This window comes from Amycolatopsis sp. NPDC114505, assembly GCF_055633615.1.
Map to the genome: position 1 here is coordinate 441,875 of NZ_JBVKDV010000001.1, position 14,105 is coordinate 455,979.

The 14,105-nt window shown below is 71.4% G+C and carries 12 protein-coding genes; 6 read left to right on the forward strand and 6 right to left on the reverse strand.

What is annotated here, in order from left to right; genetic code table 11:
* Positions 1-44 precede the first annotated feature (44 nt).
* From ACZ7OU_RS02185 to ACZ7OU_RS02205, 5 genes are all read right to left on the reverse strand, one after another.
* A complete protein-coding gene (locus ACZ7OU_RS02185) occupies positions 45-839 on the reverse strand; it encodes a DUF5336 domain-containing protein (protein WP_470253991.1) in 795 nt (264 codons plus the stop codon).
* Positions 840-1,046: 207 nt separating this feature from the next.
* Positions 1,047-1,937, reverse strand: coding sequence for a succinate--CoA ligase subunit alpha (gene sucD / locus ACZ7OU_RS02190; protein ID WP_360480574.1), 891 nt, complete (start codon positions 1,935-1,937; stop codon positions 1,047-1,049).
* A gap of 2 nt (positions 1,938-1,939) precedes the next feature.
* On the reverse strand, positions 1,940-3,109 hold the full coding sequence (gene sucC / locus ACZ7OU_RS02195; protein WP_470239434.1) for an ADP-forming succinate--CoA ligase subunit beta: 1,170 nt from the start codon (positions 3,107-3,109) through the stop codon (positions 1,940-1,942).
* Positions 3,110-3,227: 118 nt separating this feature from the next.
* Positions 3,228-3,551 (reverse strand): hypothetical protein, encoded by a 324-nt coding sequence (locus tag ACZ7OU_RS02200; protein ID WP_470253992.1) that lies wholly within the window; start codon positions 3,549-3,551, stop codon positions 3,228-3,230.
* Complete coding sequence (locus ACZ7OU_RS02205; protein ID WP_470253993.1) at positions 3,548-5,029, reverse strand: hypothetical protein; 1,482 nt, start codon at positions 5,027-5,029, stop codon at positions 3,548-3,550. Before ACZ7OU_RS02205 ends, ACZ7OU_RS02200 begins: the two co-directional genes overlap by 4 nt.
* Positions 5,030-5,390: 361 nt before the next feature.
* Here ACZ7OU_RS02205 and ACZ7OU_RS02210 point away from each other — a divergent pair, with 361 nt between their 5' ends.
* Both ACZ7OU_RS02210 and ACZ7OU_RS02215 read left to right on the forward strand, forming a co-directional pair.
* Positions 5,391-5,573 (forward strand): hypothetical protein, encoded by a 183-nt coding sequence (locus ACZ7OU_RS02210; RefSeq protein WP_470253994.1) that lies wholly within the window; start codon positions 5,391-5,393, stop codon positions 5,571-5,573.
* A gap of 1,380 nt (positions 5,574-6,953) precedes the next feature.
* Complete coding sequence (locus ACZ7OU_RS02215) at positions 6,954-7,634, forward strand: M23 family metallopeptidase (RefSeq protein ID WP_470239438.1); 681 nt, start codon at positions 6,954-6,956, stop codon at positions 7,632-7,634.
* A 776-nt stretch (positions 7,635-8,410) separates the two neighbouring features.
* Here the strand turns inward: ACZ7OU_RS02215 and pcrA are convergent.
* Positions 8,411-10,822 carry a DNA helicase PcrA gene (gene pcrA, locus ACZ7OU_RS02220; RefSeq protein WP_470253995.1) on the reverse strand — a complete coding sequence of 804 codons (2,412 nt, stop codon included), beginning with the start codon at positions 10,820-10,822 and terminating at the stop codon, positions 8,411-8,413.
* 150 nt (positions 10,823-10,972) lie between these two features.
* Here pcrA and ACZ7OU_RS02225 point away from each other — a divergent pair, with 150 nt between their 5' ends.
* From ACZ7OU_RS02225 to ACZ7OU_RS02240, 4 genes are all read left to right on the forward strand, one after another.
* Positions 10,973-11,398 carry a DUF1707 SHOCT-like domain-containing protein gene (locus ACZ7OU_RS02225; protein ID WP_470253996.1) on the forward strand — a complete coding sequence of 142 codons (426 nt, stop codon included), beginning with the start codon at positions 10,973-10,975 and terminating at the stop codon, positions 11,396-11,398.
* 159 nt (positions 11,399-11,557) lie between these two features.
* Positions 11,558-11,854 carry a chorismate mutase gene (locus tag ACZ7OU_RS02230; RefSeq protein ID WP_354825454.1) on the forward strand — a complete coding sequence of 99 codons (297 nt, stop codon included), beginning with the start codon at positions 11,558-11,560 and terminating at the stop codon, positions 11,852-11,854.
* Between the two features lie 64 nt (positions 11,855-11,918).
* Positions 11,919-12,233, forward strand: a complete 315-nt coding sequence (locus ACZ7OU_RS02235; protein WP_360676011.1) for a hypothetical protein — start codon at positions 11,919-11,921, stop codon at positions 12,231-12,233.
* 335 nt (positions 12,234-12,568) lie between these two features.
* Entirely contained in the window at positions 12,569-13,972 is a 1,404-nt protein-coding gene (locus tag ACZ7OU_RS02240; protein WP_470253997.1) for a hypothetical protein, read from the forward strand.
* Positions 13,973-14,105: the final 133 nt, after the last annotated feature.

Sequence of the window (14,105 nt, forward strand, 5' to 3'; positions counted from 1 at the left end):
CACCCGCTGTGACACAGAGCGTCACAGCGGGTGCCGGAACTACGTCAGCTCTTGCCGAAACCGCCGGGCGGCGTGTGCGGGTTGTCCCCCGGCGGCTGCTGGAAGAACGAGCCCTGCTGCGGGGCGTACGTCGTGGCCTGCGGCCCCGGCGGCGGCGTGGTCGAGGGCGGGTTCGGCGAGCCGTACTGGCCCGGCGTGAACGGCGGCGACGGCTCCCCGGCCTGGGAAACCGGCCCGTGCCCCGGCTGCTGCTGGCCGTACTGCTGACCGGGCTGGCCGTACTGCTGCTGTCCGGGCTGGCCGGCCTGTCCGGCCGGTCCGGGCTGGCCGTACTGGCCGCCGTAGGACGGCGCGGCGGGCTTCGGCGCCGGCGGCTTGACGACGTCGTACTCGATCAGCACCGCGCCGACCGCGGCGGCCATCTGCAGGATCCCCAGGATCAGGATGACGGTGACGATGCCGGGCGAAGTCTGCATCCCGATCAGCGTGTCCAGGACGTCGAGCGCGCCGAGCACGCTGAGCAGCGCGGCGAACGGCAGCGTCTTCGGGCCCTTCGGCAGGGCGTGCATCGCGGCGAGCAGGCCGCCGGCCAGCAGCAACGTCGTGCCGAGGCCGACGTTGCCGTTGTCGGAGAACCCGAGGAAGTACTGGACGAGGCCGAAGACCGCGACGCCCAGCGCGAGCAGCAGCGGCAGGTTCTGCGTGAGGCCCGCGGCGCCCGAGGGTGCCTGGTGCGAGTGCGGCGGCTGCTGCGCGGGGAAGCCACTGGACGGCGGTCCGGGGGGCTGCTGGCCGCCACCCTGCTGGGGGTAGCCAGGCCCACCGCTGGGGAAGGTCATCGGGAAGCACTCCTGTCGGTTCGACCGGCACTCCGGGGCACGCGGGCACCCGGGGAAGACGAGGCGGCTTGCGTGCGCAGAACGCTAGCGCACTCCAAGGCCACCAGCCCATCAGACGCGTGAATACCTCGGGAGGTTTCGTCGTGAAACGCGGAAGAGCCGGGCGCCTGTGGGGCGCCCGGCTCGACCAGCGGTTACTCAGCGAATTCAGCCGAGGTTGTTGTACAGCTCACGCGCCAGGACGGCGGTCTCGCTCGGGGTCTTCCCGACCTTGACGCCGGCGGCCTCGAGGGCCTCCTTCTTCGCGGCGGCCGTGCCGGAGGAGCCGGAGACGATGGCGCCCGCGTGGCCCATCGTCTTGCCCTCGGGCGCGGTGAAGCCCGCGACGTAGCCGACGACCGGCTTCGTCACGTTGTCCTTGATGTAGGCCGCGGCGCGCTCTTCGGCGTCGCCACCGATCTCGCCGATCATCACGATGACCTTGGTCTCGGGGTCCGCCTCGAACGCCTCGAGGGCGTCGATGTGCGTGGTGCCGATGATGGGGTCACCGCCGATGCCGACCGCGGTGGAGAAACCGATGTCCCGCAGCTCGTACATCATCTGGTAGGTCAGCGTGCCGGACTTCGACACGAGGCCGATCTGGCCCGGGCCGGAGATGTCGGCCGGGATGATGCCGGCGTTCGACTTGCCCGGGCTGATGACACCGGGGCAGTTCGGCCCGATGATGCGGGTCGTGTTGCCCTTCGCGACGGCGTGCGCCCAGAAGTAGGCCGAGTCGTGCACCGGGATGCCCTCGGTGATGACGACGGCCAGCGGGATCTCGGCGTCGATCGCCTCGACGACGGCGTCCTTCGCGAACTTCGGCGGCACGAAGATGACCGACACGTCGGCGCCGGTCTCCTTGATCGCCTCTTCGACGGTGCCGAAGACCTTGAGGTCCTTGCCCTCGATGGTGACGGTCTGGCCGGCCTTGCGGGCGTTGACGCCACCCACGATGTTCGTGCCGGACTTCAGCATCTTGGTCGCGTGCTTCATGCCCTCGGAGCCCGTGAGCCCCTGCACGATGACCTTGCTGTTCTCGTTCAGGAAGATCGACATCTTCACGCACCTGCCGCGGCGAGCTCGGCAGCCTTGTCGGCCGCGTTGTCCATTGTGTCCACCACGGTGACCAGCGGGTGGTTCGCGTCGGCCAGGATCTGGCGACCCTCGACGACGTTGTTGCCGTCCAGGCGGACGACCAGCGGCTTGGTGGCCTCGTCACCCAGGATCTTCAGGGCCTCGACGATGCCGGTGGCGACCGCGTCGCACGCGGTGATGCCGCCGAAGACGTTGACGAAGACGCTCTTCACGTCGGTGTCGTTGAGGATGACGTCCAGCCCGGCCGCCATGACCTCGGCCGACGCGCCGCCGCCGATGTCGAGGAAGTTCGCCGGCTTCACGCCGCCGTGCTTCTCGCCCGCGTACGCCACGACGTCCAAAGTGGACATGACGAGGCCCGCGCCGTTGCCGATGATGCCGACCTGGCCGTCGAGCTTGACGTAGTTGAGGTTCTTGGCCTTGGCCTTCGCCTCGAGCGGGTTCTCCGCGTCCTTGTCCACCAGGGCCTCGTGGCCCGGCTGGCGGAAGTCCGCGTTCTCGTCGAGGGTGACCTTGCCGTCGAGGGCGATGATCTTGTCCTGCGGGTCACGGACCAGCGGGTTGACCTCGACCAGCGTGGCGTCCTCGGAGACGAAGGTCTCCCAGAGCTTCACGACGACGTCGGCGGCCTCGTCGATGATGTCGGCCGGGAAGTTGCCGGCCTTCAGGATCTCGAGCGCCTTCGCCTTGTCGACACCGGTGATCGAGTCGACCGGGATCTTGGCGAGCGCCTCGGGGCGCTCGACGGCGAGCTGCTCGATCTCCATGCCGCCCTCGGAGGACGCCATCGCCAGGAAGGTCCGGTTGGACCGGTCCAGCAGGAAGGAGAAGTAGTACTCGGACGAGATGTCCGAGGCTTCGGCCACCAGCACGCGACGCGTGATGTGGCCCTTGATGTCGAGGCCGAGGATGGCTTCCGCCTTCTCCTTCGCCTCGTCCGGGGTCTGGGCCAGCTTGACGCCGCCCGCCTTACCGCGGCCGCCGACCTTCACCTGCGCCTTGACGACGACCTGGTTACCGATCTGCTCCGCGGCGGCCTTGGCTTCTTCGGGGGTGCTAGCCACCGAGCCCGGCAGAACCGGTACTCCGTGGGCGGCGAAGAGATCCCTCGCCTGGTACTCGTAGAGGTCCACTACTCCAGTCTCCTGACGACACGCCACTGCAGGTGGTCCGCGACCGGACCGCGCTGTCGGACCAGTCGAGGTTAGCGACCTGCGCAGACGAAGGAGACTCCGCACCTGGTGAAGTCGGTCACCGTGCGCGGTCAGACGGTGTTCCCGCGGTGTGAGACCGCCCACCGCGCAACCGTTCCACGGCTTCTTCCGGGGATTTCCCGTCGACCGTGACCACGCGGACGGGGTCGAGCGCCCGTTCGAGGCCGGGCGGCTCACCGAACACGGCGACGGCGTCCGGGTCCTCCTGTTCGGCGGTCCGGACGATCTGCTCGACGGTGTCCAGCCGACCGGCGTGGACGACCTCCATGCCGTCGTCGCGCAGCGCGCGGCCCAGCGCGACGGCGGCCGGGTCGGGGCGGGCGAACTCGACGACGAGCACCCGCGACCGCTCACGGCTCACGTCGGCCGCCCGCGACCACCCGCGACCGCTAGGCCGGCCGCGACGAGCAACGCGGCCACGGCGGCGAGGGCGACCCAGAAGCCGGTCGACGGGCTCGCGTCGCCGAGGGCGCCGCCGACGAGCGGCAGCTCCGCGGCGTGCAGCGCGACGAGCAGAGCGGCACCGGTCAGCAGCGCCGCCGCAGGCTTGGGCCGCGACCGCAGCGCCAGCGCGGCCGCGCCGACGACCGTCACGACGGCGGTCAGCAGTCCCCACGAGGGCGTGTCGAAGTTCGACCAGAGCCCGGGCGCGAGGTAGCCGGGCACGCTGAAGACGGGCAGCCCGAAGGCGGCGATCGCCAGCACCCCACCGGCGACGACGGGGGTCAGCAGGTTCGTGCCCGCCTCGGCGCGGCTGTCGGCGTCCTCGCGTTCGACGACCCCGGTCCCGACGGCGGCGAGCGCGACCAGAGCGGCGAGCACGAGCGCGGCGAACGTCCACGCCGCGCCGGCGCCGAGGTCGTAGCTGAAGACGGGGGTGGCACCGGAGGTGCCGCCGAGGTCCGCGCCCCCGAACCCGGCGAGGTTGCCGGCCTGGGTGGCGGTCAGCGCGGTGTTCAGGACGGCGGTGCCGGCCAGGACGATCCCCGCCCAGGCGAGCCCGAGCACGGGACGTGCGGCCCGGGCCGTGCCGGGAACGAGGACGCCGAGCGCGGCAACGGCGACGACGAGCGCGGCGACGAGCAGGAACCACCGCGCGGGGCTTTCGGCGGCGGCCCGGACCACGGCGTCGGCACCGGGGTCGAGCGCGGTGACGGCGACTTGCGGCGCGAAGGCACCGATCAGGGCGGCGGCCGCGGTGGCGAGGCCGAGCATGCCGGTCGTCAGCCGCCACCAGAAGAGGCCGACGATCTTGACGTCGCGTTCGGTGGTTTCCGTGGCTTCGGTCAGCCGGGTGAAGGCGAGCCCGGCGGTGACGGCCATCGCGCCGAGAACGACGACGGGACCCCAGGCGACGTGCAGGTCATCTCTCGCCAGGCCGGAGAGGACGGGCGGAACGGCGACCCCGAAGGCGGCGGCGGTGAGGCCGAGCAGGGTGCCTTTCGCGGTGGTTTCGGAGGGAGAGGCGAGGGCGAGGGCGGCGGTCAGCGGCAGCGCGGCGGCGAGCAGCAGGTAGCCGCCGAGGGCGGGCCAGGGCCCCTCGAAGGCGGCGCGGGCGAGGAGGAAGCCGTTGTCGGAGCCGACGGGAGCGGTCAGCAGCCCGACGGAGGCGGTCACGGCGAGCAGCGGAACGAGCAGCCGCCACCGTCGACGTTCGGGTTCGTCGTTGTTTCGGCCGGCCCGCCAGGCGGCGACCCCGGCGGCCCCGGTGAGGAGCTGTCCGGCGAGGAGAAGCCAGAACCCCGCGCCGACGGCGGAGCCGCCGATGAAGTGGTCGGGGAGGTAGAGCTCGGGGCGGATGGTGAGGGGGCCGTTGACGGCGAACTGGAGGTCGAGCACCAGCCGCCCGGGGGCGAGGACGGCCAGGCCGAGGAGGAGGCCTTTGGCGAGGGCGGGTCTTTGACCGGCGACAGCGATGGCGGCGACGGCGGGTGCGAGTGCGAGGACGGCTAGCCAGGGCCAGCTGGTGAAGCCGGGGGCCGCGGCTGGGGAGACGCGGATGAAGCCGGCGGCGGTGAGAGCGATGGCGCCGAGTGCGGCCAGGACCAGGGCGGTGGTCAGGGGGCCGGAGGGGGTGGTGTCTTCGGCCCAGGTGGGGGGTTCGGTCGTTGCCGGGGGCTTGGGTCGGGTGGTTGTTGGGCCGGCCGGGCGAGTGGGCCTGGACTTCGCCGCGCCGGCGGGGCGGACAGTCGCCGCATCGGTGGCACTCGCCTTCGGCGCGAGCCGAGCACTCGGCGCGCGGGTGTTCGCCGAGTCGGCCCCGGTTTTCGCCGCACGGGCGGACCCGGCCTTCGCCGCATCGGCGGATCCGGGCCCAGCGCTCGGCGCGCGAGTGTTCGCCGGGCCGGCCTCGGCCTTCGCCGCGTCGGCGGGCTCGGGGTGAGGGCTCTGCGCGTCGGTGGGGGCTTGGCCGGGCGCCGCTTCCGAGGATTCCAAGGATTCGGTGGTTTCTTTGGGCGTCTGCCGGGAAGTCTGTGCGCGAGGAGGCTTCCGCTTGCCGGGGGAATGGGTGGCCGCGGGGTCCTGCGGGGAGGCCGGGGAGCCGGGGGTGCTCCCGGTCGGGGGCTCTGAGCGTGGGGGCATCGCCCGCGACGCTAGCAAGTCCGGCCGGTGCGGGACGTCCCAGCGGGGCGCGAGTCGTCGAGCGGTGCGGGCTGGTCAGCGGGACGGACTGCCGGGCGGTGCGAGCCGGACGGCAGTACGGACCGCCGAATGTCCCCTGCGGCCAGCCTTACGGACTGCCGAGCGCTGCGACCGGGCTGCGGCGCGGGCCAGAGGCCAGCAGCGAGTGCTGTCGAGTGATGTGGGCTGGCCAGCGGGGCGGGCCAGCGAGCGGGGCGCGGCCAGGGGGCGGGCTGCCAGGCGGGGCGAGTGGCAGCTGTAGGGGCTGCCGAGCCGGTGTGGGCTGGCCCGCAGGGCTGGCAGCCGAGCGATGCGGCGGCCGGCGATGCGGACTGCCCGGCGGGGCCGGGCGGCCAGAAGTACGGACTTCCGGGCGGTGTGGGTTGCCGGGCCTGCGTCGGGAAGCTCGCCGGAGGTTAGGTCTCAAGGCTGGGTCTCGGCCTGATCGACAGTGGTCGAAAGCGTGACCCCGTCACCAGGAACCTATGAATCCTCGCCGCGCAACCCCGAGAACTCGGACAAACCCGGCGCCCACGGACGGGATTCCGATGCGAGTCGGTGAGCGGTTCACGTGCGTCGATGAACGGTCGCTCCGCGAGTCCTCGTGAGGCGCCTGCGTCCACGCCCCAAGCTCAGCCTGGGCCGCACCCAGGTGTCGAAAGGGCTTGAACATCCCCAGGCAAACCCTTATTCCAGCCCTCCGACCCCTCAACTCCGCTCGTCTGTCCATAACGGTCCGCAAGAGCTGTAAGGCAAGTCACAACCAATGCAGTAAACCCCGTCTAACTTTGGGTAATCTCCACAGGTGGACGCAAGATCCTTGCCACCCGATCGGCCGACCGACGGGGCAGATCTTGCTTACAGCGGTGCCCCTTCGTTACTGTCCCCCGGTCCCCATTACAGTCAGGTCACGAAGTAGGACGACGAGCGAACCACCCCCGAGGTTGGCTCACCGGGTTCCCCCGCCCACAGTCCTCGACCAGGCTCCCCGACGATGGAAGGCTCCGTCTTGGCTTCACACCGCTCCCCCGGCGGCCAAGCTCCTTCCCCGGCACTGAAGGACGCACTGCAAGGTGCGGTCGTTCGTGTCCGGGGTGCGCACCGCATCGCTCCGCCCTCCTCGGCCCTTCGTGGCCGGGTCGTGGTCGCCGCTGTCGCGGCCGGTGCGTTCGCCGCCGCTGCTGCGGGCTCGACGCTCAAGACGATCACCGACTCCGACGCCGCCGTAACGCCCCTGGCCAACAGCCAGGACGCCAGCGCGTCGTTCACCTCGGGAGGTGCGGGCTCCGGGGGCGCCCCCGAGCTCCTGCCGGCCGGGCACGCGGTCGACGCCTCCGCCGAAGCCGCGAAGCTTTCCGACAGCGCTTCGATCACGCAGGCCCGTGAGCAGCGTGAAGCCGACGCCGCCAAGAAGGCCGCCGAAGAAGCCTCTCGTCCCAAGACCTGCCTGCCGGCCCACGGCACCTTCACCTCGGGCTTCGGTGCCCGGTGGGGCACGAGCCACCTCGGCATCGACATCGCCAACTCGATCGGCACCCCGATCTACGCCGCCTCCGACGGCACCGTGATCGACGCCGGCCCCGCCAGCGGTTTCGGCCTCTGGGTCCGGGTCCAGCTCGACGACGGCACGATCCAGGTCTACGGCCACATGAACAGCTTCTCCGTCAAGGAGGGCCAGAAGGTCAAGTGCGGCCAGCAGATCGCCGAGATCGGCAACCGCGGCCAGAGCACCGGCCCGCACCTGCACTTCGAGGTGTGGCAGAACGGCACCAAGAAGATCGACCCCCGGCCGTGGCTGGCCGCGCGCGGCATCGTCATCTGATTCGTTCGCTCCACACCGATGGCCTGCGTACACGGGCCATCGCGCATCGGGGAACCCGGCCGTAGAGCCATGATTCGCCGCTGAGGGACGACGTCGTCCCTCAGCCGAGCGGACGTCCGCTCCGGCCGGCATGCCGCGACAGTCCACAGTGGCAGCGGCCACGACCGCGTCGGCGGCCGAGAGCCCTTCAGCCCGTTCCACGCCGCCCGGGGCACCCGAGATCACCCTCGGCTCGCCCGAGGCCGCCGGAAAGCGTCTCAGCGCCCGGGAACGGCTAGCGCTGCCCACCCGGCAACCGGCGGAGGAAGTACGCCACCGCGACCTGCCACACCGTGCACAGCTCGGCGGGCCTCCGGACCGGCAACCAGCCCCAAGGCACAGCGCCCCCCGCGGAGCGGACACGCGCGGCTCGACGTGTCGTCCAGCGGCGTCCCCGGCCGCAGGTGACACATCGCCCGTCCGCTCCGAGCTCGTGCTGCCTGAGCAGCGCTCGCCAGGCGGCGGCCAGCCGGCACGCCTCCGCTCCCGCATGCGAAGGATTTCCTGAAGCCCCCGAAGGGCCCGGACCCCGATCCGGAACCGCCGACCCCAGGACTCCTCGCAGATATTTTTGTACCCCTTCGGCCAACAGGTGAAACAGCACCGCGTCCACACCACACTACCCCCTTCGTCGAACTTGTGTTCGATTACAGGGTCAGTTCTACCGGTGGGGTACGACGATTCCGGCGGCGATCGCGGAGATCGCCGCCGGGTTCACCCGGTCGAGTGGCGGGAAGCTACAGCTTCACCATCGGCACGCTGCCGATCAGCATCAGGCGGACCTTGCCGGCCGCGCCGAAGTCGATCGTCGCCGTGGCGCGCGGACCGACGCCGTCGCACGAGATCACCGTGCCCAGGCCGTACTTGTCGTGGCTGACGCGGTCGCCGACGTCCAGCTTCAGCGCCACCGTGTCCTTCCAGCCCTTGCCGAACGAGCTGACACCCGGCGAAGGCGCGGACGAAGACCGGCCGCCCCAGGTGGTCGCCGCCCGCGGTGTGCCGCGGGAACCGCTGCCGAACGACCCGAAGCCGCGGCTGGACGGCTCCAGCCGCCGCCAGTCGACGAGGTCGCCCGGCAGCTCGTCCAGGAACCGCGAAGCCGGGTTCATCGACGGCTGGCCCCAAGCGGACCGCGTGATCGCGCGCGAGACGTACAACCGCTTGCGCGCCCGCGTGATCGCGACGTACGCCAGCCGCCGTTCCTCGGCCAGCTCGGTCGGGTCGCCCAGTGCCCGCATGTGCGGGAAGACGCCGTCCTCCCAGCCGGTGCAGAACACCACCGGGTACTCCAGGCCCTTCGCGGTGTGCACGGTCATCAGCGTGACCACGCCCGCGCCGCCGTCGCCTTCTTCGCCGCCGTCGGGCGAAGGCACCGAATCGGCGTCCGCCACCAGCGAAACGCGTTCGAGGAACGCGGGCAGCGACCCCGGCGCCGGCACCCCGGGCTCCACGACCAGCTCGGCGTTCTCGTCCGCGACGACCTCGGCGGTGATCTCGGTGAACTCGCGGGCCACCGTGACGAGCTCGTCCAGGTTCTCCACGCGCGTGTGGTCCTGCGGGTCGTCCGACTCCTCGAGCTCGACCCGGTAGCCGGTCTTCTCCAGCACGGCTTCGAGGACGTCGTGGACCTCGGCGCCGGAAGTGATCAGGTCGCCCAGCTCGTCGAGCATCCCGACGAACCCGCTGATCGCCTTGACCGAACGCGGGTTCAGCAGCGCCACCTTGCCCTCGACGGCGTCCCGCAGCGCCGCGGCGAACGAGATCCGCTCGCGCTCGGCGTGCGTCGCCACGACGGCTTCCGCGCGGTCGCCGATGCCGCGCTTGGGCACGTTCAGCACGCGCCGCAGGCTGACCGTGTCCTCCGGGTTCGCCAGCACGCGCAGGTAAGCGACCATGTCGCGGACTTCGCGCCGCTCGTAGAACCGCACGCCGCCGACGACCTTGTACGGCAGGCCGAGCCGGATGAAGATCTCTTCGAAGACGCGGGACTGGTTGTTGGTGCGGTAGAAGACGGCGACGTCGGAGTAGTCGGCTTCGCCCTTCTCCGCCAGCGCGTCGATCTCGTTCGCGACGAACGCGGCTTCGTCGTGGTCGTTGTCCGCGACGTAGCCGACGATCTTCTCGCCGTCGCCCGAATCCGTCCACAGCCGCTTCGCCCGGCGGTTCGGGTTCCGCTCGATGACGGCGTTGGCCGCGGACAGGATCGTCTGCGTGGATCGGTAGTTCTGCTCCAGCAGGATGGTGTGCGCGTTCGGGAAGTCCCGTTCGAACTCTTCGATGTTCCGGATCGTCGCGCCGCGGAAGGCGTAGATCGACTGGTCCGCGTCACCGACCACGACAAGCTCGGCCGGTTCGACGCCCGACTCGTTCGGCGCGGTCCCCGCCAGCTCGCGGACCAGCGTGTACTGCGCGTGGTTCGTGTCCTGGTACTCGTCGACCAGCACGTGGCGGAAGCGCCGCCGGTAGTACTCGGCGACGGCCGGGAACGCCTGCAGCAGCGAGACCGTGCGCATGATGAGGTCGTCGAAGTCGAAGGCGTTGGCCTGGTTCAGCCGCCGCTGGTACTCGACGTAGACCTCGGCGACGCGGCGTTCGAGGTCGTTGGCCGCGTTCGCCGACGCCTCGTCCGGGTCGACGAGCTCGTTCTTCAGGTTCGAGATGTGGATGGCCAGAGTCCTGGCGGCGTAACGCTTCGGGTCGATGTCGAGGTCGCGCGCCACGAGCGTGATGAGCCGCTTCGTGTCGTCCGAGTCGTAGATCGAGAAGCTCGACGACATGTCCAGCGTCTTGGCTTCACGGCGCAGGATCCGCACGCACATCGAGTGGAACGTGGACACCCACATCGCGTTCGCGCGCCGCCCGACGAGCGCGGCGACGCGGTCGCGCATCTCGGCGGCGGCCTTGTTCGTGAAGGTGATCGCCATGATTTCGCCGGGGTGCACGCGGCGTTGCCCGAGCAGGTAGGCGATCCGGCGGGTCAGCACCCGGGTCTTGCCCGATCCCGCGCCCGCGACCACCAGCAGCGGGCCACCGGCGTGGGTGACGGCTTCGCGCTGGGACGGGTTCAGGTCGTCGAGCAGATCGGCCTGCCCGCCGGAAGCGGGCTTGCGCGCGGGGGTCTCGGCGGGGAGATCGAAGAGGGTGTCCATCGTCTGTCCACGCTACCCCGGGCGGGCGGGGCTCCGGCAGAAGCGTGCCGACGCGGCCGGTCCGGCGCCGGGCTAATGCGGCGGGCGTAGCGGGAGGTGTCGCCTGGCGCCCGACGCGCGGCGGGCCCGTCGCGCGGAGCATCGGCGGACATGGAAGACAACCGCACCGCCCGCATCCGGGCCGCCGACGCCGATCGCGAACGCGTCGCCACCGCCGTCCAGACCGCCGGCTCCGAAGGCCGGCTCACCCTCGAAGAGGTCGAAGAGCGCCTTACCCACGTCTACGCCGCCCGGTTCACCGACGAGCTGACGGCGCTCACCACCGACCTGCCGCGGCCCGCGCCGGCCCGGCCCGGCTTCCCGTTGACGAAGGCCGCGTTGCGGCGGCATCCGGCGCTGCGCCTGCACCTCGCCGTGGTGGTCGCGATCGCGGTCGTGGCGATCGTGCGCTGGGCGGTGCTGGGCGCCGGGTTCTTCTGGCCGGCCTTCCCGATCTTCTGGCTCGCGGTGAGCATCTTCGTTCATGCCAGGGTGCGCTCGTTCCGGGAGCGGCCCGGCGCCGCTGTGCCATACTGAATCCCATGCGGCACACAGAGCGATTTTTTTACGGGACCCGGACTCCGGCTCCTGTGATCGCGTAGTGCCCGAACCGCCATCACGCCAGCCCCGGAGTCCACGGACCCGGGGCTGTCGCCGTCCCAGGGGCCGGGTCCGGGCCCCGAGGGAGAGGTCCCGATGAACGCACATGCGACGAACGCCGACGGCCAGCCCGCCGAGCACACCCCCGCCGGGGACGACATCGCGTCGCTCCGGGAGGAGATCGACTGGCTGGACAAGGAGATCCTGCGACTGGTGAAACGCCGGGTCGAGGTGTCCAAGACGATCGGGGCCGCGCGGATGGCCGCCGGCGGCACGCGGATCGTCTACAACCGCGAGATGGACGTGCTCGCGCGCTACCGCGAGCTCGGCCCGGAGGGCCGCCAGCTGGCGATGGCGCTGCTGAACCTCGGCCGCGGCAGGCTCGGCCGGTAACGGTTGTCCGAATTCCGGGTCTTCCCTGAGGCACCGGTGACCGCGCTGCGGGCAGACTGTGGTCATGGACTGGCTCGTGAACCTCATCGCCGTCATCGTCGCGCTCGCGAGCGTGCTGGCCGCGCTGGGCCATGTGGGTTATCTGGCGATGCTGAACAACGCGGCGGGTAAGCGTGCCGGCGGCGCGCCGGTCGCGCAGTACGTCCGCGGACGCTGGGCTGTCGCCGGCGGTACCACCGCGGCCGCGTTGTTCGCCTGGTTGCTCACGGCCGGGGGACCCACGCTCGACATCGTGGCGATCCTCGTCGCGGCGGGTAGCGGTGTGGTGGCGACGAAGGCGCTGCAGTCCACCCGTGACCGTTATCGCACCGGCGGCTGAAACCCGCTGAGCAGGGCTGATGTCACTGCGTGAAACTTCGTAGGGTCACTTTCCCCCGTTCGGTCGCGCCCGACAGAGTGAAACCTCTGCAACTTGCAGGTTTGGGGGCGACTTTCTACGCCGGATGCTCCTAGGGTTGACGCCGTGAGGACCCTTGCGTCTGGGTCGGGCGGAGCCCGGAGGGCGCGCGGGGGCACTGGCCCCGCGCGCCCAGTCTCGCATGCTCGTGCATCTGCGCAGGATTCCGAACGCGATTCCGCTCGTGAGGGTGCTCCGATCGGGTTCTCCTGCCGCCGGACGGCGTCACGGCCTGACCGCCGGGTGGTCGAGTCGACATGACCCACGGCACGGAGTTCCACGGACGCGGCGGCGCGCCCGCGCATCCCGGGCGGCACCGGCTCGGCAGCACGGACGGCTGGACGCCCCCGTTGCCCCAGAACCGCGCCGGGCGGCGCCACGCGGCCGGCCCGGCGCCGGTCGACCCGCCCGTGTCCGGGTCACTGCCGATGTCCGGCGGGATCCCGCAGCCGGCGTCCGGGTCGTTTCCGTACGCGGAACCGATGTCCGGCTCGCTGCCGCTTCCGCAGCCGACGTCCGGGTCCTTCTCGTACGCGGAGCCGAGGTCCGGCTCACTGCCGCTTCCCCAGCCGACGTCCGGGACTTTTCCCTACACGGAGCCGAGGTCCGACTCCTTTCCGTACACCGAGCTGACGTCCGGCGGGCTCCCGCGGCCGTCGCTGCCCCAGCCCCGTGACCGGCGCCCGGCGCCCCCGCTGTTCCCCGCTTCGCACGGCAGCCTCCCGCTGGAGGAGGACGTCGAAGCCGACGCGCCGTCGGATACCGAGAGCCGCGCCGACCAGGCCGCCCGGCGCACTCGCGTCTCGCTGGCCACTCCGCAGCCGCGCGGCGCGGACACCGAGCACGAAGACGACGACGTCCGCATCTACGCCGCGCCCCCGATCGACGGGCTCGGCGGCTTCACCATCGGGTCGGTGCCCGCGTCCGTGACGCCGCCCAAGACCTGGAAGAAGGCGGCCTGGTTCGCCACCGGCGCGTCCGGGGCCGTGGTCGTCGGGCTGCTCTTCGCCGGGTCCTACCTGGTCGGGAAGCCCCCGGTGGACCAGGCCGTGCAGGGCGCGTGGCCGGGCTACCAGGGCGCGCCGACCGTCATCGATCCCACCGGCGAGGCCGGGCCGACGTCCCGGCACGGTGGTTCCGCGCCGGGGCCGGACGACAGCACGCCCTCGCCGGAGCAGCCGGCCGGCCGGACCAGCGGCGGTGGCGCGGGCCCCGTCGACGGCGTCCCCCGGCCGCCGATCACCGACAGCAGCGCCGGCTCGGAGACGTCCGGCACGAGGACGCCGAGCGGGCGGCCGCAGAAGCCCCCGGTCACCCCCGCGCAGCGCGAAACCCCGGTCAAGCCGCCCTGGTGGTACTCCTTCCCGCCGGACGCCCAGACCATGGGGGACAACTCGGAGAAGTTCTTCAACACCGTCACCACCGACCCCGCCGCGGCGTCGTCGGTGACCACCGGCGAGCTCCACGACCAGGGCGCGCAGGCCCTCGCCGAGCGCTACGCGGACGTCGCGTACTTCGAGGTCCGGAAGATCAGCATCGACCAGCAGCGCGGCGTCACGGTGAACACCGTCGAGATCACCCACACGGACGGATCCAAGACGATCGAACAGCGCACGCTGACGTTCGGGGACGGCGACAAGATCGCAGCTGACGGCCAGTAACCGACCATGCACGTGCGGTTCGCCCGTTCCGATGCACGTGCGGTGCGCCGAGCGGTTACCCCTGGTCCGGGTGGGTGACATAAGCTGCCGCTCGTCGTATCGCGACGGCATTCCGGCGACGAAGCCTGGTGGT

Excerpts from the sequence above, each read along its gene's own strand:
- ACZ7OU_RS02240 (WP_470253997.1), top strand. The coding sequence starts at position 12,569 with ATGACCCACGGCACGGAGTTCCACGGACGCGGCGGCGCGCCCGCGCAT.
- ACZ7OU_RS02235 (WP_360676011.1), top strand. The coding sequence starts at position 11,919 with ATGGACTGGCTCGTGAACCTCATCGCCGTCATCGTCGCGCTCGCGAGC.
- pcrA (WP_470253995.1), bottom strand. The coding sequence starts at position 10,822 with ATGGACACCCTCTTCGATCTCCCCGCCGAGACCCCCGCGCGCAAGCCC.
- ACZ7OU_RS02225 (WP_470253996.1), top strand. The coding sequence starts at position 10,973 with ATGGAAGACAACCGCACCGCCCGCATCCGGGCCGCCGACGCCGATCGC.
- sucD (WP_360480574.1), bottom strand. The coding sequence starts at position 1,937 with ATGTCGATCTTCCTGAACGAGAACAGCAAGGTCATCGTGCAGGGGCTC.
- ACZ7OU_RS02185 (WP_470253991.1), bottom strand. The coding sequence starts at position 839 with ATGACCTTCCCCAGCGGTGGGCCTGGCTACCCCCAGCAGGGTGGCGGC.
- ACZ7OU_RS02230 (WP_354825454.1), top strand. The coding sequence starts at position 11,558 with ATGAACGCACATGCGACGAACGCCGACGGCCAGCCCGCCGAGCACACC.